The sequence below is a fragment of the Actinomadura sp. 1N219 genome, assembly GCF_044326405.1.
GTDB lineage: Bacteria > Actinomycetota > Actinomycetes > Streptosporangiales > Streptosporangiaceae > Spirillospora.
Window position 1 is genome coordinate 242,110 of the sequence record NZ_JBIRAY010000007.1, and the last position, 18,651, is coordinate 260,760.

The 18,651-nt window shown below is 72.0% G+C and carries 17 protein-coding genes; 5 read left to right on the top strand and 12 right to left on the bottom strand.

The window, feature by feature from the left end; all coding sequences use genetic code 11:
* Window positions 1–83 precede the first annotated feature (83 nt).
* On the top strand, window positions 84–1,001 hold the full coding sequence (locus tag ACH35V_RS22960; protein ID WP_395975008.1) for an AraC family transcriptional regulator: 918 nt from the start codon (window positions 84–86) through the stop codon (window positions 999–1,001).
* A gap of 6 nt (window positions 1,002–1,007) precedes the next feature.
* Here the strand turns inward: ACH35V_RS22960 and ACH35V_RS22965 are convergent, their stop codons facing one another.
* Genes ACH35V_RS22965 through ACH35V_RS23005 form a run of 9 tightly spaced genes read right to left on the bottom strand, consistent with a single transcriptional unit; the run spans window position 1,008 to window position 10,988 of the window.
* A complete protein-coding gene (locus tag ACH35V_RS22965) occupies window positions 1,008–1,748 on the bottom strand; it encodes an enoyl-CoA hydratase/isomerase family protein (protein WP_395975009.1) in 741 nt (246 codons plus the stop codon).
* Window positions 1,745–2,917, bottom strand: coding sequence for an acyl-CoA dehydrogenase family protein (locus ACH35V_RS22970; protein WP_395975010.1), 1,173 nt, complete (start codon window positions 2,915–2,917; stop codon window positions 1,745–1,747). Before ACH35V_RS22970 ends, ACH35V_RS22965 begins: the two co-directional genes overlap by 4 nt.
* An 11-nt stretch (window positions 2,918–2,928) precedes the next feature.
* Complete coding sequence (locus ACH35V_RS22975) at window positions 2,929–3,687, bottom strand: SDR family NAD(P)-dependent oxidoreductase (protein ID WP_395975011.1); 759 nt, start codon at window positions 3,685–3,687, stop codon at window positions 2,929–2,931.
* A complete protein-coding gene (locus tag ACH35V_RS22980; RefSeq protein ID WP_395975012.1) occupies window positions 3,684–4,892 on the bottom strand; it encodes a thiolase family protein in 1,209 nt (402 codons plus the stop codon). Before ACH35V_RS22980 ends, ACH35V_RS22975 begins: the two co-directional genes overlap by 4 nt.
* 34 nt (window positions 4,893–4,926) lie before the next feature.
* The gene (locus ACH35V_RS22985) at window positions 4,927–6,096 is read right to left on the bottom strand and encodes an acyl-CoA dehydrogenase family protein (RefSeq protein ID WP_395975013.1); all 1,170 of its coding nucleotides are present in this window, start codon (window positions 6,094–6,096) and stop codon (window positions 4,927–4,929) included.
* Window positions 6,060–7,244, bottom strand: coding sequence for an alpha/beta fold hydrolase (locus ACH35V_RS22990; RefSeq protein ID WP_395975014.1), 1,185 nt, complete (start codon window positions 7,242–7,244; stop codon window positions 6,060–6,062). The genes ACH35V_RS22985 and ACH35V_RS22990 overlap by 37 nt, the downstream gene beginning before the upstream one ends.
* Entirely contained in the window at window positions 7,241–8,335 is a 1,095-nt protein-coding gene (locus ACH35V_RS22995; protein WP_395975015.1) for a homogentisate 1,2-dioxygenase, read from the bottom strand. The genes ACH35V_RS22990 and ACH35V_RS22995 overlap by 4 nt, the downstream gene beginning before the upstream one ends.
* A 30-nt stretch (window positions 8,336–8,365) precedes the next feature.
* On the bottom strand, window positions 8,366–9,601 hold the full coding sequence (locus ACH35V_RS23000) for an acyl-CoA dehydrogenase family protein (RefSeq protein WP_395975016.1): 1,236 nt from the start codon (window positions 9,599–9,601) through the stop codon (window positions 8,366–8,368).
* 4 nt (window positions 9,602–9,605) lie between these two features.
* Entirely contained in the window at window positions 9,606–10,988 is a 1,383-nt protein-coding gene (locus tag ACH35V_RS23005; protein WP_395975017.1) for a 4-hydroxyphenylacetate 3-hydroxylase N-terminal domain-containing protein, read from the bottom strand.
* Between the two features lie 190 nt (window positions 10,989–11,178).
* On the opposite strand from ACH35V_RS23005, the gene ACH35V_RS23010 reads away from it, so the two are divergent.
* Window positions 11,179–11,796 (top strand): TetR/AcrR family transcriptional regulator, encoded by a 618-nt coding sequence (locus ACH35V_RS23010; protein WP_395975018.1) that lies wholly within the window; start codon window positions 11,179–11,181, stop codon window positions 11,794–11,796.
* A 19-nt stretch (window positions 11,797–11,815) separates the two neighbouring features.
* Here the strand turns inward: ACH35V_RS23010 and ACH35V_RS23015 are convergent, their stop codons facing one another.
* Window positions 11,816–12,790 carry a hydroxymethylglutaryl-CoA lyase gene (locus ACH35V_RS23015; protein ID WP_395975019.1) on the bottom strand — a complete coding sequence of 325 codons (975 nt, stop codon included), beginning with the start codon at window positions 12,788–12,790 and terminating at the stop codon, window positions 11,816–11,818.
* 220 nt (window positions 12,791–13,010) lie between these two features.
* On the opposite strand from ACH35V_RS23015, the gene ACH35V_RS23020 reads away from it, so the two are divergent.
* Both ACH35V_RS23020 and ACH35V_RS23025 read left to right on the top strand, forming a co-directional pair.
* Entirely contained in the window at window positions 13,011–14,249 is a 1,239-nt protein-coding gene (locus ACH35V_RS23020; protein ID WP_395975020.1) for a CaiB/BaiF CoA transferase family protein, read from the top strand.
* Between the two features lie 16 nt (window positions 14,250–14,265).
* A complete protein-coding gene (locus tag ACH35V_RS23025) occupies window positions 14,266–15,795 on the top strand; it encodes an AMP-binding protein (protein ID WP_395975021.1) in 1,530 nt (509 codons plus the stop codon).
* Here ACH35V_RS23025 and ACH35V_RS23030 read toward each other — a convergent pair.
* On the bottom strand, window positions 15,788–16,516 hold the full coding sequence (locus ACH35V_RS23030; protein WP_395975022.1) for a TetR/AcrR family transcriptional regulator: 729 nt from the start codon (window positions 16,514–16,516) through the stop codon (window positions 15,788–15,790). The two genes, ACH35V_RS23025 and ACH35V_RS23030, sit on opposite strands and share 8 nt — an antisense overlap.
* A gap of 123 nt (window positions 16,517–16,639) precedes the next feature.
* Between ACH35V_RS23030 and ACH35V_RS23035 the strand changes: the two genes are divergently transcribed.
* Complete coding sequence (locus tag ACH35V_RS23035; RefSeq protein WP_395975023.1) at window positions 16,640–17,404, top strand: crotonase/enoyl-CoA hydratase family protein; 765 nt, start codon at window positions 16,640–16,642, stop codon at window positions 17,402–17,404.
* A 56-nt stretch (window positions 17,405–17,460) separates the two neighbouring features.
* On the opposite strand, the gene ACH35V_RS23040 is transcribed toward ACH35V_RS23035, so the two are convergent.
* Entirely contained in the window at window positions 17,461–18,618 is a 1,158-nt protein-coding gene (locus tag ACH35V_RS23040; protein ID WP_395975024.1) for an amidohydrolase family protein, read from the bottom strand.
* Window positions 18,619–18,651: the final 33 nt, after the last annotated feature.

Genomic DNA, 18,651 nt, shown 5'->3' on the forward strand with positions numbered 1-18,651 from the left:
CGAGCATCGCGATGCTCAATGCGTCATAGTGCCGCATTCATACGCGATCGTGCCATCACTGGCATTCTACGTACGATGGGCCGGTGGATCTGCTCAGCGACGCGATCCTGGTCATGCGGACCGGACGCCCTCACTCCGCTCGCACCGAACGACGTCCTCCGTGGGCGGTGAGCCATCCCCCCTTTCCCGGCGCCGGGGTCCACGTGATGTTGCAGGGAACGTGCGTCCTGACAGTGGCGGACGGCGACCCCGTCACCGTGGGTCCGGGCGACGTCGTCCTGCTGCCGCATGGTGACGCGCACGCCTTGGGCGACGCGTCGTCCGGCCCGCCGCCGGGCGGCCCGAGCGTCACCCCGCTGACCGGGCTCGACGACCAGCCCCCGGCCGACGGCCCCGTCGTCATGCTCTGCGGCGCCTACCTGCTGGACGTCGCCCGGCGCCATCCCCTGCTGGGCGAACTCCCCGCGGTCGTGCACCTCCCTGCCCGCCACGGACGCCATCCGTCACTGCACGCGGCCGTCGATCTGCTCGCCACCGAACTCGAACGTCCGCACCCGGGATCGGACGCCCTCCGAGCGGCCCTGCTGGACGCGCTGCTCATCTACGCGATTCGGGCTTGGTACGAGCAGCAGTCCGACCACCACCACAGCACGACCGGATGGGGAGCGGCATTGCGTGACCCGGCACTCCAACCGGCCTTGAACGCCATTCACACCGACCCGGGCCGCGCCTGGACCGTCCAGGATCTGGGCGCGAAAGCAGGACTGTCCCGGACGACCTTCTCCCGCCGTTTCACCGCGACCCTCGGCCAGCCGCCGATGGCCTATCTCACCTGGTGGCGGATGACCCTCGCGGCCCGCCTCCTCCGCGACTCGGACGCGCCGCTCAGCGCGGTGGCCCAGCGGATCGGCTACACGTCCGAGTTCGCATTCGCCAACGCGTTCAAACGCGAATTCGGCGTGGCTCCCGGCAGATACCGCAAACAATGCCAGGAGACCTGAGCCCGGTCAGGAGCGGCGGACGTTGAAGGCGTTGATTGCGGTGTGGGCTTCGGGGCTTTGGATTACCTCGACCTGGTTGGCGGCCTCGGCGTTCAGGGCCTCGGCGAAGGTGGTCTGCCATGTTTGGTTCAGCATGCGTTTCGTTCCGGCCAGTGCTGCCGGGGACAGGTCGTGCAGGCGCTCGGCCAGCTCGGTCACCGCCCCGTCGAGGCCGTCCGCCGGGACGACCCGCGTGATCATTCCCATGTCGAGCGCCGAAGGGGCGCCGACGCGGTCGCCCAGGAGGCACAACTCGCGGGCCCGCCGCTCCCCCACCAGCCTTGGCAGCAGCCAGCTCGCGCCACTGTCGACCGACAGCCCGCGGCGCACGAACAGCTGGGCGAAGTAGGCGTCCTCGGCCGCGAGGACGAAGTCGCAGGCCAGCGCCAGGTTTGCGCCCGCCCCGGCGGCGGGCCCGCCGACCTTGGCGATCGTCGGGACGGGCAGCTCGCGCATCGCCAGCACGCACCGGTTCGACACGGCGATGCGGTCGGGCAGCGAGCCGGGGTCGTCCAGGAGGCCGGAGACGTCCGAGCCGCCGCAGAAGGAGCCTCCCGCGCCCGTGATGACCAGGACGCGGGTCTCCCGGAGGTCGGTGAGGGCCTCCTCCAGGGCGCTCCACATCGCGTCGGTCATGGCGTTGCGTTTGGCGGGACGGTTCAGCGTGATCTCGGTGATCCCGCCGTTGCGGACGATGTCGACGCTCATCGCCGCGCCCCCGCCACGTCGCCGCCGTCCAGGGTCCGCGCGATGATCTCCTTCATGATCTCGTTCGTGCCGCCGAAGATGGTCTGGATCCTGGCGTCCAGGTACGCCCTGGCGATCGGGAACTCGCGCATGAACCCGTAGCCTCCGTGCAGTTGCAGGCAGCGGTTGACGACCGTCTGCTGCAGTTCGGTCGTCCAGTACTTGGCCTTGGCCGCGTCCTCGGCGGTCAGCTCGCCGCGGCCGTGGGCCTCGATGAGGGCGTCGACGAAGGTCTGCCCGACGTCCACCTGGACGGCGAGGTCGGCGAGGGTGAACCGGGTGTTCTGGTGCGCCATCAGCGGCTGCCCGAACACCTCGCGCTGCTTGCAGTACTCGACCGTCCAGGAGAGGGCGGCGCGGGCGGCCGAGATCGCCGACACCGCCAGGCCCAGCCGTTCCTGGGCCAGGTTCCGCATCAGGATGGAGAAGCCCTCGCCCTCGCCGCCGAGCAGGTTCGCGGCGGGGACGCGCGCGTCGGTGAAGAACAGCTCCGCGGTGTCCTGGCTGCGCAGCCCGATCTTGTCGAGGTGGCGGCCGCGGGTGAATCCGGGCGTCCCGTCCTCGACCACGAGGAGGCTGATCCCCTTGTGGCGCTGCGCGGGGTCGGTGCGGGCGACCAGGACGACCAGGTCGGCGTTGAGGCCGTTGGTCACGAACGTCTTGGCGCCGTTGACGACGTAGTCGTCGCCGTCCAGGCGGGCGCTCGTGGTCAGCGCCGCCAGATCGGAGCCCGCGCCGGGCTCGGTCATGGAGATCGCGCCCATGAGCTCGCCGGTCACCATTCCCGGCAGCCAGCGCCGCTTCTGCGGCTCGTCGGCGAAGTGCAGCAGGTACGGCAGGACGACGTCGTTGTGCAGCGTGATGCACATGCCCGACCCGATCACGTTCGCCCGCTGCAGCTCCTCGCCGATGACGGCGTTGAACCGGAAGTCGTCCTCGCCGAGGCCGCCGTACTCCTCCGGGACCGCCATCGCCAGGTATCCGGCCTCGCCCGCCGCCGTGAACATCTCGCGGTCCACCCGCCCGGCGTCCTCCCAGCGGTCGTGGTGCGGGAGGATCTCGGCGGCGACGAAGGAGCGGAAGCTCTGCCGGAAGTCCTCGTGGACGTCGTCATAGAGCCGTCTGCGCATCGATGCTCCGCTCATCGGGCGGTCCAGCCGCCGTCCACGGCGATGGTCTGGCCCGTGATGAAGCCGCCCGCGTCACCGGCCAGGAGCAGCAGCGCCCCGTCGAGCTCGTCCAACCGGCCGGGACGGCGCATGGGCGTGTTCCGCCGGAGCCACCCCATGGCCTTCTCGTCGGCGAACATCTCCTCGGTCAGCTCGCTGGGGAACCAGCCGGGCGCGATGGCGTTGACGCGGACGCCCTCGTCCGCCCACTCCGCGCCGAGCTGCCGGGTGAGGTTGACGACCCCGCCCTTGGCGGCGCAGTAGGCCGCCTGCGTGACCGGCCACGACGCGCCCAGCCCGAAGATCGAGGCGATGTTGACGATGGAGCCGCCGCGTCCCCGCATGGCCTGCGCGGCGTGAACGCTCATCTCGAAGGTGGCGGTGAGGTCCACGTCGAGCGTCCGCCGGAACTCCTTGGCCGTCAGGTCGAACGCGGGCACCGGGTCGCCGAAGCCCGCCGCGTTGACCAGCACGTGCGGCCCGCCGAGCTCCACCGCCCGCTCCACGACGCGGGCGCAGTCGTCGGTGACCGTGACGTCGCACGCCTGCGCGATGATCCGGTCGTCGGTCTCGGCCAGCTCCCGCAGCCGGGACTCCCGGCGTGCCGCGGCGACGACGGTCGCGCCCGCCCCGGCCAGGACGCCGCACATGTGCCGCCCGATGCCGCTGGACGCGCCGGTGACGATCGCCACCCGCCCGTCCAAGGAGAACAGCTCGCTCGCCCCGCTCATGAGAGGCGCTCGATGATCGTCGCGTTGGCCATGCCGCCGCCCTCGCACATGGTCTGCAGCCCGTACCGGCCGCCGGTGCGCTCCAGCTCGTGCAGCAGGGTCGTCATCAGCTTGGCGCCGGACGCGCCGAGCGGGTGCCCCAGCGAGATGCCGCCGCCGTTGACGTTGAGCCTGTCCAGGTCGGCGCCGAGTTCGCGCTGCCAGGCGAGGACGACCGGCGCGAACGCCTCGTTGACCTCGAACAGGTCGATGTCGTCCACGCTCAGGCCGGTCTTGGCGAGCACGTCGCGGGTGGCGGGGATGGGCGCGGTGAGCATCTCGACCGGGTCGTCGCCCACCACGGACATGCCCCTGATCGCCGCGCGCGGCGTCAGGCCGAGGCGCTCGGCGGCGGTGTCGCTCATGACGAGGACGGCGGCGGCGCCGTCCACGATCTGCGAGGAGTTCCCGGCGGTCACCCGCCCCTCGGGGACGAACGCCGGCTTGAGCCCGCTCAGCGCCTCCGCGGAGGTGGCGCGGATGCACTCGTCCTCGGCGAGCAGCCCGCCGGGCTTGGCGACCTCGCCGGTCTCCCGGTCGCGGACCTTCCGCGCCACCGGGACGATCTCGCGGCGGAACCGCCCCTCGGCGGTGGCCGCCGCCGCCCGCTCCTGGCTGCGCAGGCCGTAGGCGTCGAGTTCCTCGCGGGTCAGCTTCCAGCGGTCCACGACCAGCTCGGCGGAGATCCCCTGCGGGACGAGCCCGGACGTCCCGTAGGAGACGCGGTCGGCGTACCGGGCCTGGACCTCGTCCCCGTACACGGCCCTGATGTCGCCGCCGGGGGCGTTGGAGAACATCGGCACGGTGCTCATGCACTCGACGCCCGCGGCGACGACCACGTCCATGAAGCCGGACGCCACGGCCTGCGCCGCGAAGTGCACCGCCTGCTGCGACGAGCCGCACTGGCGGTCCACGGTCGTCCCCGGGACTCCGGCGGGCCAGCCCGCCGCCAGGACGGCGTTCCGCGCGATGTTGGTGCTCTGCGGGCCCACCTGGGTCACGCAGCCCATGATCACGTCGTTGACGGCGGACGGGGGGATCCCGGCGCGCTCGGCGAGGGCCTTGAGCGTCTCGGCGGCCAGTTCGGCGGGATGCCACCCTGACAGCGACCCGCCCCTCTTGCCCGCGGGGGTACGGACGGCCTCCACGATGACGGGAGTCGGCACGGCATGTCCTTTCAGAATCGTCGGGGAACGGAGATCAGCTGACAGGGGCGCGGGTGAGCAGCGACAGGCATCCGGCGGTGACGGCGTCGTCCCGCAGCCGGGACGGCGGACCGTCCAGCGCCGACGCCGCCCGCGCCCGCCGGAAGTACAGGTGGGCGTCGTGCTCCCAGGTGAACCCGATGCCGCCGTGCACCTGGATGAGCGCGTCGGCCGCGTCGTCGAACGCCTCGGACGCCTCCGCCTTCGCCAGCAGGACGAGCTGATGCGCGGCCGCACGGTCCGCCGCCTCGTCAGCGGTGTCGATCGCCTTGGCCGCGGCGAGCACCAGCGCCCGTGCCCCGGCGACCGCGATCGCGACCCGCGCGCAGCGGTGCTGGATCGCCTGGTAACCGCCGATGATTTGGCCGAACTGCGTGCGGATCTTCGCGTAGTCGACCATCTGGGCCAGGCAGCCCTGCGCGCCGCCGACCTGCTCGGCAGCCAGCAGCAGCCGGGCGGCGTCGAGCGTTCGGGCATGCGCGCCGGTGTCGCCGGGCGCCGCCACGACCGTCGCCGGGACCGCCTGCAAGTCGAGGTCGGCCAGGCTGGCGGTCAGGTCAGTGGCCTGGACGGGCCGCCTGACGATCTCGCCGCCCGGCGACCCGTCCAGCCGGACCAGCACGGGGACGGGCCCTTGAGGCGAGTCGGCCGGAGCGAGCAGCACGTCCGCCGACGGGCCGTGCGTGACGCCGCGCACCGTGCCGGAGACGCGGCCGTCGCCGGACAGCGCCAACCCCGGCCGCCGGTCGCCGAACGACTGCGGCATGCCGACGATCTTGGCGCCGTCCAGCAGATCTTCGACGCCGTCCGGAGCGCCCGGGAGGCCGAGCGTCCAGGCGGCGAGGACGGACGCCCGCACCGGCCCCGGGTAGAGGCACGCGCCCGCCTCTTCGAGCGCCGCCGTCAGATGGACGAGCCCGAGCCCCAGACCGCCCGCCGCCTCCGGACCGGCCATCGCGACCAGGCCGACCTCGCCCGCGAGCGCGCGCCAGCGGACGCGGTCGAAACCGTCCCGGCCGAAGGCGCCGGGGTCGTCGCGCAGCGCCCGCGCCTCGTCCAGCACGGAGGCGTCGGCGAAGTACGCGCGCAGCGCGGACCGAACCTCCTCCGGGCTCAGCAGTTCCTCGCTCACTTCGCGCCCGCCCAGCCGCGCTCGGCCAGCCACGCGCTGATCGTGTCGACGGCCTCCGCCAGCCGCGGGCGCTGGCTCCGGCCCGAGTAGTAGTGGTTGGCGCCCTCGACGGTGTGCAGCGTCCTGTCCTTGTGCCCGACCGCCTCGTAGAGCCGCCGCGTGTGGCTCGGGGTGCAGGCGTCGTCGGCGGAGTTCCCGATGACGAGCGTCGGGACCTCCAGGTCGGCGGCGCAGCGGAGGCCGTCGCCGTTCGCGTCGTCGTAGCTCCACTGCGACAGCCAGCTCCGCAGCGTGGAGAAGCGCGCCAGCCCCACCGGCCCCATGTTCACGACCTTGGGGTCGCCCAGGTAGCACCAGCCGGGACGCCGGTCGTTGGGGTCGACGGCGGGGTCCAGCCAGCGCGGGTCGGCCATCGTGCCGTGGGTGACGAACCCCCGCTCCTCCAGGGGCCGCCCGCTGCTGCGCAGCTCCGCCAGCGTCGCCTTGACCCGGGCCGTGATCCGCCGGTTGCGGTCGATCTGCGCCTGCCGGTACCGGGTCAGGAACTCCTCGGTGTACGGCGGCTGGTTCGGGTTCTCCGGGTTGTAGAGGTCGAGTTCGGGGTCGCGCTTCTCGGGGTCGTGCTCGTCCAGGATGGAGGCGTCCATCCATTCGGTGAGCGTGCCGTGCCTGCTGATGTGCGCGGCGAGCAGCATGAGGCCGTCCGCGGGCTGCAGGCCGAGCTTGGTCAGGTCGGGCGCCTCACCGGCGGGGGTGGCGGTGACGGTCGGCGACTGCGCCTGCTGCTGGTAGTACAGCGACAGCGAGCCGCCCCCGCTCCAGCCGCCCAGGATCACGTTGCGGTAGCCGAGCCGCTCGCGGGCGTCCCGGACGCAGGCCCCCAGGTCCTGGACGACCTTCTCCATGATCAGCGCGCTGTCCACGCCGCGGTACCGGCTGTTGCAGTAGATGACATGGTGCCCGGCTCGGGGCAGCGCGTTCGACATCGGCAGGTAGGCGCCCCCGCCGATCGGGTGCATGAAGACGATCACCGTGTCGGACGGGACGCCGCGCGGCTTCAGCAGGTAGCTCTCCAGCACGACGTCCTCGACCACGCCGCCGTAGGTGTCGCGGTACGCGGAGTCGTCCTTGAAGATCACCAGGTAGGGAACGCGGTCGTATTCATACCGGTCGGTGGTCATGGGGTCTCCCCGAGGGCCGCGTCCAGCAGGGCCTGGCTCGGGGTGAGCCTTCGCCGCGTGTCGATCGCGATGACCTTCCACTCCACGCGCTGGTCGACGTCGAACCTCCGCCGCGACCGCTCCCGCGCCCGTTCCGGAATCCCGTGGTGGATGCCCTGCGGGACGACGGAGAGCAGCCCCTCGGGCATGTCCACGCCGAACACGTTCCCGCCGTGGTAGAACGCGACCTCGTCGTAGTCGACGTTGCGGTGGTACCAGGGAAGCCGCTCCACGCCCGGGACCATTTCGGCCGGACGGGGCAGGAAGTTCATCACGTACACGCCGGTGGCCTGCATGAACAGGTGCACCGTCGGCGGCAGGTGGACGCTCTCCGACGTGATCGCGTCGTAGTCCTCGATGTTGAACGTGAAGGCGACGTTGTCGCCCCGCCAGCCCTCCGCGTCCAGCGGGTGGTGGGGGGTGAACAGCGACGTCCGGCCGCCGAGGTGGCGGAGGCGGATCTCGTACTCGTCCTGCCGGGGCTCCTCGAACACCTCCGGCTCGGGGACCGTGATCAGCGCGGGGTCGTAGGGGAAGTACCGGCCGATCGCGCCCGCCTCGGGCACCCGGAACTCCTCCCGCGCCTCCACGATGAGCAGGTGCGACTCGCCGTCCGGGACCTGCCGGTACGTCGTCGCCTTCGGCAGGTAGACGTAGTCGCCCGGACGGTACGGCAGCCGCCCGAACTCGGTCTCGAAATGCCCAGCGCCGCGATGGACGAAGTAGAGCTCGTCGCCGTCGACGTTGCGCTCGAAGAACGGCGCGGTCTGCCCGCGGCGGCTGAGCAGGATGCGGCAGTCGTCGTTGCCGAGCAGCGGCAGCGGCTCACCGGCGGCGTCGTGCAGGTCGGTCGGTTCGAGCGTGCCGGTCTGGACGTCCAGGGGCCGCAGATCGCCCTCGACCCGGTACTTGGACGGGTCGTTGCGGCGATAGAAGAAGGTGGTGCGGCCCGTGAACCCGGACCTGCCCATCTCGTCTTCCTTCAGCCCGTCCAGGTCGCGGTGGACCTGCCGTGGCGTGGTTCCCTTGCGCAGTTGGATGAAGGATTCCATCGTGCAGTCCTTAGTTGACTCGTGCAGTCCTTAGCTGAGCGGCTTGGGCGGCCGGGGCAGGCCGAGCCCGCGCTGGGCGATGATGTTGAGCTGGATCTCGTCGGTGCCGCCCGCGATGTGCATGGCCGGGGCCCCGAGGACGAACTCCGACCAGGCGTAGGCGTCCGGCTCGCCGCCGTCGGCGAAGGCGCGCTCGCCGAGGACCTCGCCCGCCAGCGCCGCGATCTCGTCCACGGCCCGGGTCATGAGCATCTTCAGGACGGACCCGGACACCGACGCCGTCCGGTGCCCCCAGGAGCCGTCCGGGAGCGCGGCGGCGGCGCGCATCGCGGTGACCGCGGCGACGGTCCGGGCGATCCGCGGCCGGTGGACGGGATCGTCCGCCGCGCCGAGCCGCTCGACCAGCGCCGCCAGCCGCTCCAGCACGTACGGGCTGACCGGGCCGTCGCCCCCGATCATGGTCTCGCGCTCGCTGCCGAGGCTGGTCCCGGCGACCCGCCAGCCGTCGCCGACGTCGCCGACGCGGTGGGAGTCGGGGACGCGCACGCCGTCCAGGAACACCTCGTTGAACGCGGACCCGCCGGTCATCTGCCTGATCGGGCGGACGGTGACGCCGGGAGCGCGCATGTCCACCATGAACACCGTCAGCCCGCCGTGCTTGGGCGCCGACGGGTCGGTGCGGACGAGCGCCTCGCCCACGTCCGCGAGGTGGCCCATCGACGTCCACACCTTCTGGCCGGTGAGGATCCAGTCGTCGCCGTCCCGGACGGCCCGGGTCGCGACGCCCGCGAGGTCCGAGCCGGCGCCCGGCTCGGAGAACAGCTGGCAGCCGATGATGTCGGCGCGGTAGAGCGCGGTCAGCATCCGCCGCCGCAGCTCGTCCGTGCCGTGCGCGTTGATCGCGGGCGCGACGATGTGCAGCCCGACGAACAGCATCTCCCGGGACGGGAACCCCATGTCGGACAGCAGCCGGTCGACGATCTGGTCATGCTCGCGGGTCAGCCCGCGGCCGCCGCAGTCGGCGGGGCCGCTCGGCCAGGCCAGCCCGGCGTCGAACAGCCGCGCCTGAAGCTCCCTGGCCTGCTTGACCTGGAGTTCGTGCCCCTCGCCCAGCTCCTCCACGGCGGCGATCCGGTCGGACGCGCGGCGGCCCGAGGCGAACCCGGCGGTTCCGGCGTCGATGAACTCGGCGGCGATCGACCGCAGGAACTGCTCGGCCTCCTCGCGGAAGGCGTCCAAACTGAGGGAGTCGTTGTCGCTCGGCACCGGATCAGTCCTCCGCGAGCCCGGCGAGCTTGAGCGCCAGGGCCTTCGCGTCGTCCATCGGGTAGTGCTTGCGGGCCACGAGGCGCTGCGCGTAGAGCCCGCCGCCGGACTGCAGCATGGTGACGAGCTGCCAGCCGCCGTAGGCGTCGGCGGTGAAGTCACGGATCGCGTGGAACAGCCGGGTGCGGTACTCGCCGTCGATGCCGTCCTTCGTCCGCATGTACTTGCGGATGAACGGGCCGACCTCCGCGTGCTCCAGGTCGCTGACGGACGGCGCGGTGACGATCGCCCCGCCGCCGATGTCGTGCAGGTGGCGGATCATCGTGCTGAACTCGGCGGCGCCGTAGTGCTTGGCGGCGTTGGTGTACAGCTCGCTGGGGAAGTACCAGCCCTCCGGGCTGGCCTCGGCGTTGGCGATGGCCGCCTCCAGGGAGCCGCGCACCAGCGTGGCGTAGATGACCATCTCGGCGATCTTCTCGCGGATGTGCGAGACGCGTTCGGTGCCGTTGGCCTCGGCGATGAGCTGCGCCAGCCCCACCAGGGTGTCGCCGTACTCGGCCAGGTGCGCGGTCCCGCCGAGCCGCTCCCACAGCCCGAGGGAGTGCGCGAACGTCGCGGAGTGCTCGATCTCGCCCGCGAGGAACACGCGCTCGTTGGGGACGAAGACGTCGTCCAGGATGACGAAGCCCTCCGGCATGTTGTGCCGGGAGCTGACCGGGAAGTCGGCCTGCCGCTCGCGCGGCGCGTAGCTGGTGTTGACGATCGTCACGCCCGGCGCGTTCACCGGGATGGCGCACGCGACCGCCCAGTCCTCCTCGCCCGGCTTCATGTTCTTGGTCGGCATCACCACCAGTTCGTGGCTCACCGCCGCCGACGAGATGTGGAGCTTGGCGCCGCGGACGACGATGCCGTCCGGGCGCCGCTCGACGATGCGGGTGTAGACGTCGGGGTCGTCCTGCGCGCTCGGGGGGCGCTTGCGGTCGCCCTTGGCGTCGGTGATCGCCTGCACGCAGCGCAGGTCGTTGTCCCGGCAGTGCGCGAAGTAGTCCTCGATCCGCTGCGCGTACTCCTGGTTCGCCGGACGGATCCGCGCCGCGGCGGTGAGCAGCGCGAGCAGCCCCTGGGACGTGGTCACGGTGACCATGTCCCAGCCCAGCAGCAGTTCCAGGATGTCCTTCAACTCAGCCGGGCTGCGCGGGATCTTGAAGTACGGGCCGCTGGCGTCGTCCCCGGGGCGGTGATGCCGGTCGTACCCCTCGCCCACCAGCTTCAGCGCGGTCGCGAACTGCGGGTGGGTGGTCAGGTCCTTGATGTCCTCGCCCTCGGCGACGATCCGCCTGCCGTCGTCGAGTGAGGCGAGGTACTCCTCCCCGGTCATCATCGCCATGGGTGCGTCCCTTCGATCGGCCGTTCGGTCGTGCGGCGGGGGAACGCCGCGTGCTGGCAATAATACTGATGCTAAATTCAGTTTTAGTCAACGCCGTTCACCCGCCCGCCGGGGGCCGATCCTCTAGACTCGGGCCACCACGTCACCGGGTGCGCGGGAGCGGTCCGCGGTCATCAGAAGGGGTTGCCGGATGCCTGCGAGGCCACCCACGCCGAAGGGACGGCGGACCGAGGCGGCGTTCCTGGACGCGGCGCGGAAGGTCTTCGCGGAGCAGGGCTACTTCAACGCCAAGATCTCCGACATCGCGCGGGAGGCGGGCAAGTCCCCCGGCTCGTTCTACAACTACTACGAGAACAAGGAGGAGCTGCTCCAGGCGCTGCTGGAGCAGTTCTCCGTCGAGGTCCTGGAGACCTCGTTCGAGGCCCAGGGCGACGACCCGATGGAGGGCATCCGCGCCGCCGTCCGGGCGTACTGGACCACCTACCGCAAGTACCTCGCGGAGATGGTCGGCGTGTTCCAGATGTCCATGACGGACGAGGCGTTCGCGCAGCGGTGGCGCGAGCACCGCGCCATCGGCATCCGCGTGGTGCGGGCCGGGATCAGAAACGCGGAGCGGTCGGGGTACCGCGTCGGCGCCGCGCCCGGGCTCCTCGCCTCGGCGATCGTCTCGGTGCTGGAGGCGTTCTGCTGGGTCTGGATGGTGTCGGGCGGCGACACCGACGTGGACGCCCCCGACGACGAGGCCGCCATCGAGACGCTCAGCCTGCTCTGGTACCGCGCCGTCTACCACCGCGAGCCCGAGCGCTGATTCTGAAGATCGTTCCAGGTCAGGCCCTGGTCGCGGCGTTCAGCCTGGGTCCCGCGCGCATGATCTGGCCCGGCAGCTCGCGTCCGGTGATCTCCTCCGCGAGCCGGGCGGCGGTGACCAGCCGGGACAGGTCCAGCCCGGTCGCGACGCCGAGCTCGTGGGCCAGATGGACGAAGTCCTCGGTGCTGATGTTGCCGCGGGCGGACGGCGGCGCGAACGGGCAGCCGCCCATGCCGGCGACCGAGGCGTCGAACAGCGTGACGCCGAGCGTCAGCGCGGTCAGCGCGTTGGCCATGCCGAGCGCGCGGGTGTCGTGCAGGTGGAGCCCCACGGGACGGCCGCCGGCGGCGGAACCTGCGACGGGCACCAGGGCCGCGATCGACGCGGGCGTGGCCATGCCGGTCGTGTCGGCGAGGGAGACCTCGTCGGCGCCCTCCCGCACCGCCAGGCTCACCAGGGAGAGCACGGTCTCTTCGGGGACGTCGCCCGCGTAGGGGCAGCCGAACGCGGTGGCGACGACGACGCTCAGCGGCGTCCCGGCCTCTCCGGCGAGCCCCGCGACGCGGTGCAGTTCGCGCGCCGACCGCTCCGTGGTCATCCGCACGTTGCGCTCGTTGAACGTGCTGCTCGCCGCGACGACGAACACCAGGCGGTCGACGGCCCCGGTGGCGATGGCCCGCTCGGCGCCGCGGCCGTTGGGCACCAGCGCCTCGATGGACACGTCCGGGAGGTCGCGGACCGCGCGGACCACCTCTTCGGCGTCCGCCATCTGCGGGACGGCGCGCGGGCTGACGAACGACGCCGCCTCGATCCGCCGCACGCCCGCCGCCGCGACGGCGCGGATCAGCCGGACCTTGTCCGCGGCGGTCAGCGTGGCGTCGATGTTCTGCAGCCCGTCCCTGGGGCCGACCTCCCGGACCTCGATCGCGGCGGGCAGCCGCTCCGGCCAGTTCCAGGGCAGCGGGGAGGTAGCGTCGGCGGACTGGACGGGCATGCGGATTCCCTTCTGGGGCGGCGGCGTCGGATCGGACGCCGGCGCCGTGGTTGCCTGGAGCCGACACCAAGACTAATTTCAGATTCAGAAAAATCAAGACCGGCGGCGTCGTCCGCGGCGTTGCGCGATGAACCAGACTGAGACTAGATTCAGTTTCAGTTTGCTGGAAAGGACCGATCTCCGTGACCCACCGCTGCACCGTCCGGCCCTGGGACGCCCCGTGAGCCGGGCCCCCCTCGACGGCGTCCGGGTGCTCGAACTCGGGAGCTTCATCGCCGGTCCGTTCGCCGGCCAGCTCCTCGGCGACTACGGCGCCGAGGTCGTCAAGATCGAGCCCTGCGACGGCGACGCCATGCGCCGCTGGGGCCTCATGCGCGACGGCCAGTCCCTGTGGTGGGCGCAGCTCGCCCGCAACAAGCGGTCCGTGGCCGTCGACCTGCGCGATCCGCGCGGCCGGGACCTGGTGCGGCGGCTGGCGAGCAAGGCCGACGTCGTGGTCGAGAACTTCGCCCCCGGCCGGCTGGCGGGCTGGGGCCTGGACTACGCCGCGCTCTCCGCCGCGAACCCGAAGCTGATCATGGCGCACGTCTCCGGCTTCGGGCAGAGCGGGCCGCGGGCGCACGACCGGGGGTTCGGCAGCGTCGGCGAGGCGATGGGCGGCATCCGCGCCCTCACCGGCCATCCCGACCGTCCGCCGACGCGCGTGGGCGTGAGCCTCGGCGACGCGCTGGCCGGGATGTTCGCCGTGATGGGGGTGCTCGCCGCGCTGCAGGAGCGCCACCGCAGCGGGCGCGGCCAGGAGATCGACGTCGCGCTGTACGAGGCCGTGTTCGCGCTGATGGAGTCGAGCCTGGCCGAGCACGAGCTCGCCGGTTCCACCCGTACGCGCACCGGCAGCACGCTGCCGGGGGTCGCGCCGTCCAACGTCTACCGGGCGGGCGACGGCGGCGAGCTGCTGATCGCCGCCAACGGGGACGCGCTGTTCGCCCGTCTCTGCGCGGCGATGGACGCCCCGGACCTGGCCGCCGACCCCCGGTTCGCGACGCACCAGGCGCGCGGGGAGAACATGGCCGAGCTGGACGCCCTGATCGGCGACTGGGTCGCCGGGCTGCCGCTGGAGGAGGCCGAGCGCCTGCTGGACGAGCACACCGTCCCCCGCGGACGCATCTACACCCCTGCGGACATGCTCGCCGACGCGCACTACGCCGCCCGGGACATGATCGTGCGGCTCGCCGATCCGGGCACCGGCCTGGAGATCCCGATGCCGAACGTCGTCCCCAAGCTGAGCCGGACGCCGGGCGCGGTCCGCGCCCCGGGCCCGCTGCTCGGCGCCGACACCGATCAGGTCCTGCGGGACTGGGCCGGGTGCCCGGAGAAGGAGATCGACCTCCTGGCCGCGCGGGGAGTCGTCCGGCGCGCGGACGCCGCTCCCCGCCCCACCTCCGCCGGCCGGCACTAGCAAGGGAGAATCGAGGATGCGCACCACCGAGTCCCTCGTCCGGGGGCACGCCGAGTTGCGGCCGGACGCCGTCGCCTTCGCCGGCCACGACGGCCCGCCGCTCACCTACCGGGACGTGGACGCCGCCGCCGACCGGATCGCCGCCGGGCTGCGCGCCGCCGGGATCGGGCCGGGCGACCGGGTGGCCTGGCTCGGCCGCAACCATCCCGACTACGCCCTGCTGCACCTGGCGGCCGAACGGGCCGGAGCGGTGATGAACCCGCTCAACTGGCGGCTGTCGGCCCGCGAGCTGACCGCGGTGATCGCGGACGCGGGTCCCGGGATCTTCGTCGTCCAGGAGGAGTTCGAGCCGCTGCTGCGGGACTCGCTGCCCGCGGACCCGTCCGCGCCCGTCGTCGTCATCCGCGGCGCCGGGGCCGAGGACGGCTTCCGCGCCTGGTACGGCGACTTCCCGGCGGACGGGGGCGGACGCGGCACCCTGGAGGGCGACCCGACGCTGCTCTATTACACGTCCGGCACCAGCGGCCGGGCCAAGGGCGTCCTCTACGAGACCGGGCGCTGGATCAAGGCGCTCGACGCCTACCCGGGATGGGAGTGGCCGGAGTCCCCGGTCCTGCTGATCGTCGCGCCGGTCTTCCACGTCGCCGGGGGCGTCTGGACGATGTACGGGCTGCGGCTCGGCGCCCGGATCTCGCTGGTCGCCGACGCCTCGCCCGCCCACGTCCTCGGCACCCTGCAGGGGCAGGGCGTCACGCATGCGCAGCTCGTCCCGGCGATGCTGCGCATGATCGTCGACAGCGGGCAGGTGGACGCGCACGACCTGTCCACGCTGCGCCTGGTCGCCTACGGCAGCTCCCCGATCACCCCGGCCCTGCTGAAGGCCGCCCGTGCGGCGCTCAGCTGCGACTTCGTCCAGGTCTACGGGCTGACGGAGACCTGCGGGACGGTCTGCACCCTCGGCGCGGACGAGCACGACGAGGCGGGGCCGTACCTGTCGTCGGCGGGACGTCCGGTGGCGGGCGCCGAGATCCGGATCGTCGGCCCCGTGGACCGCCGCGTCCTGCCGCCGGGCCAGGTGGGCGAGGTGACGCTGCGGATGCCGTGGATGATGGCGGGCTACTGGGGCATGCCGGACAAGACCGCCGAGGTCGTGGACGCCGACGGCTGGTTCCGCAGCGGCGACGCGGGCTACCTGGACGAGTCCGGCCACCTGTACCTGACCGACCGCATCAACGACATGATCGTCAGCGGCGGCGAGAACATCTACCCGGCCGAGGTCGAGAACGTCCTCGCCGAGCATCCGGCGGTGCTGGAGGCGGCGGTGGTGGGGCGGCCCGACGAGCGGTGGGGCGAGTCGGTGCTCGCCGTCGTCGTGCCGCGTCCCGGCGCGGAGCCGGACGCGGACGAGGTGATCGCCTTCTGCCGGGAGCGGCTGGCCCACTACAAGTGCCCGCGCCGCGTCGAGGTGGTGGAGGCGCTGCCGCGCAACGCCTCGGGCAAGATCCTGCGCAGGGAGCTCCGGGGCGGGCCTGCGGTCCCTAGCTGAGCCCTGCCGGGGAGGCCGTCACGCGCCGGGCGGGGTGCTGCTTGCCGTTGCCGCCGTCCGGCGCGTGGTCGGGTGCCTGGTCGAGCGCGTGATCCGGGGCGTCGGCCGGGTCGTCGGCCGGGGCGTTGAAGAAGACCGTCCGGTACCAGATGGCGGCCAGGGTGCGGATCGCGGTCTCGTCGTCCGGCGCCGGGACGCCCTCGTCGCCGCCGCCGACCATCCACACCCAGCAGAACGATTCGAGGGTGGACACCAGTGCGGAGGCCAGCACCTCGGTGTCGAGGCCGGGGTCGTAGCCCTCGCTGCGGGCGCGGACGATGCCGTCCACGATGCTCCGCACCCCCGCCGCGCGGTTGTGGCGCCATTTGCGGGCGTACTCGGGGTCGGTCATCGACATCTGGAAGACCCCGATCATCTCGGGCAGGTACTTCCGGTAGGCGGCCCAGTAGGCGCGCACGGCCTCGACGATGTTCTCGTACGGGTCGCCCTTGTGGTGCAGCCGGGCGGTGGTGCCCTGCACCTCGGACGAGAACTGCCCGAGCAGCGCTTCGAGTAGCTCTTCCTTGTTGTCGTAGTAGTTGTAGAAGGAGCCGGCCGAGCGTCCCGCGGCGTCCGCGATGTCGGAGATCTTGGTGTTGAAGTAGCCCTTCTCGGCGAACACCTTGCGCGCGGCGTCCAGGAACGCCGCCTCCGTGCGCCGGCCCTTCGGAGTGTTAGCCATCCCGCTCGGTCCTCCACTGCGTGTGTACGCCCAATGGTAGCCAGATCTTGCATATACCTGAAACTGAATCTATCATCAGAAATTCTGGAACCGGAAGCCCCGACACCCCCCTTTGGAGCCCGCATGTCCGACGAGGTGCTGGTCGAGCACGCCGACGGCGTCACCGTCATCACCCTCAACCGCCCGTCCGCCCGCAACGCGGTCAACCGGGCCGTCAGCGACGGCGTCGCCGCCGCCCTGGACGAGTTCGACTCCCGTCCGGACCTCACCGTCGCCGTCGTCACCGGCGCCGGCGGGACGTTCTGCTCCGGGATGGACCTCAAGGCGTTCGTCGCGGGCGAGGACGTCAGCCATCCCGAGCGCGGCTTCGCGGGGATCGCCGAACGTCCGCCGCGCAAGCCCGTGATCGCGGCGGTCGAGGGCTACGCGCTGGCCGGTGGCTGCGAGATCGCGCTCGCCTGCGACCTGATCGTCGCCGCCGACGACGCGAGCTTCGGGCTGCCGGAGGTGAAGCGGAGCCTGGTCGCGGGCGCCGGCGGCCTGCTGCGCCTGCCCCAGCGCATCCCGCCGGGCATCGCCATGGAGCTGGCGCTGACCGGCGGGCTCTTCACCGCCGCCGACGCCCACCGGCACGGCCTGGTCAACCGGCTGACAGCGCCCGGCGAGGCCCTGGCCGCCGCCCGCGGGCTGGCCGCCGAGATCGCCGCCAACGGCCCGCTCGCGGTGGCCGCCACGAAGGAGATCATCGTCTCGGCCGCCGACTGGAGCACCGGCGAGGCGTTCGCCAGGCAGCAGGCGATCATGGACCCGGTGTTCACCTCGGAGGACGCCCGCGAGGGCGCCGTCGCCTTCGCCGAGAAGCGCCAGCCGAAGTGGCGGGGCCGCTGAGTTCGCCGACCGGCGGAAGGCCGGGCCGGACGCCGCCCACGTCCGGCCCGGCACCGCTACCGCCGTCCCAGGCCGGACGGCTCGAAGCCGTAGACGCGCTTGGCGTTGGTGATCCGGAGCTTGTGCTGGACGTCCTCGGGGAGGCCGGTGAGCTGCGCGTCGATGGCCTTGCGGACGTCGGGCCAGATCGAGTCGCCGTGCGGGTAGTCGACCTCGCACATCACCGCGTCGGCGCCGAGGTCCTCGATGAACCGGATGCCGACCGGGTCGTCGATGAACGCGCCGAAGACGTTCCTGCCGAAGTAGTCGCTGGGCCGGCGCCTCAGCGTCGAGTCCACCCAGTCGGGACGGTCGTCGTAGTACCGGTCCATCGTCTGGAGCTGGTACGGGATCCAGCCGATGCTCGCCTCGGAGTAGACGACCCGCAGGTCAGGGAAGCGGTCGAACGTCCCCGAGAAGATGTACTCGGTCATGGAGTACGGCGCGTTCAGCCACACCTCGCTCATGTGGGTGAGGTAGTCGCCGTCCGCGGGGCTGTCCACCCGCGACGATGATCCGATGTGGCAGGACAGCGGAAGGTCCATCTCCTGGGCCGCCGCGGAAAGCGGGTCCCAGTAGCGGTCCTTGTCGAACAGGGACGGGAAGCCCTGGTGGTGCGGGCGCTCGGAGAACACCACGCTGCGCACCCCGCGCGGCGCGACCCGCTCCAGCTCCTTCACGGCCAGGGCCGGGTCCCACATCGGGACGAGGACGGCGGGGATCAGCCGTCCCGGCGCGGCCGCGCACCACTCCTCGGTCATGAAGTCGTTGTATGCCCGGATGCAGGCGTAGGACAGGTCCCGGTCGGTGTTCAGGTTGAGGTACGTCCCGCCGAACCCCGGCATGGTGGGGAAGCACATCGAGGCGAGGACCCCGGCGGCGTCCATGTCCTCGATGCGCCGGTCGACGTCGGAGCATCCGTCGTACAGGTCCTCGAACCGGGGGACGATCCGCCGCCGCTCGGTCTCCGTGAGCTGGTCGACCGAGCACATCATCCCGGAGAAGAACCGGACGTCGCCGTCGAAGTCCCAGGCGATGCCCTCGTCCCCGCGCTCGACCACCTTGGGCGCGCGGTCCTTGTACTTGGCGGGGACGCGGGACGTCCAGGTGTCGGGCGGCTCGATCACGTGATCGTCCACCGAGATGACAGCCCATTCCTCTGCTGCCTCTGCCATCCGCGGGCACTCCTTCCGGTCGTCGGGTGAAAG